At 61.3% G+C, this 824-nt stretch carries 1 protein-coding gene; it reads left to right on the top strand.

Annotation, left to right across the window (positions count from 1 at the left end):
- Nucleotides 1-181: 181 nt before the first annotated feature.
- Nucleotides 182-824, top strand: a 643-nt coding sequence (locus DVK07_RS19960) for an SDR family NAD(P)-dependent oxidoreductase (RefSeq protein ID WP_121598550.1), incomplete at its 3' end; no start/stop codon positions are given.

The following is an 824-nucleotide window of genomic DNA, read 5'->3' on the forward strand; positions in this document are numbered from 1 at the left end:
GCGGGCTCTTGGAGCAGACGACGGCGAACCGTGAGGACCGCGAGGCAACGGCTAGCCCCGAAACAACCGCCGACTGAATGCGAGCGGTGCCCGACCATTCTCCGCTTCCGTCCGGCCTGACGGACGACGCGGACGAAAAGATACATCACGCAGTACATACAAAATAGAGATAATTCAGACAATGAGCGTTCCCAACGATTTCGATGTCGACGACAAGGTGTGCGTCATCACCGGCGGCTCCGGCGTGCTCGGTTCAGAAATGGCGCGCGCGCTCGGCGAGAACGGCGCGACTGTCGTGGTCCTCGCACGCGGTGAAGAGAAGTTGCGGGAAACCGGATCAGAGCTCGCAGCGGCGGGGATCGAACATCTCACGGTGTCGGCGTCTGTCCTCGACCGAGCCGAACTCGAAGCAGCCGCGGAAACAGTGATCGATGAGTACGGTCGAATCGACGTGTTGATCAATGCCGCCGGCGGCAACAGCCCCGACGCGACCACGGGCCCAGACACGTCCTTCTTCGACCTCCCGGCAGAGGGGTTCCAGCAGGTTCTGAACGTTAACTTCACCGGCACCGTACTCGCCTCGCAGGTCTTCGGCGAGTACATGATCGAGGAGGGTTCTGGCTGTATCCTGAATGTCTCCTCGATGAACGCCTACACGCCGTTAACAAAGATCCCGGCGTATTCTGGCGCGAAGGCCGCGGTGTCGAACTTCACCGAGTGGCTCGCCGTCCACATGGCGCACAACTACTCGACGGACATCCGCGTGAACGCCATCGCGCCCGGGTTCTTCCTTACCGAGCAGAACCGCTACCTGCTCATCGACG

The sequence above is a fragment of the Halorubrum sp. Atlit-26R genome, from assembly GCF_003666015.1.
Classification (GTDB): Archaea; Halobacteriota; Halobacteria; order Halobacteriales; family Haloferacaceae; genus Halorubrum.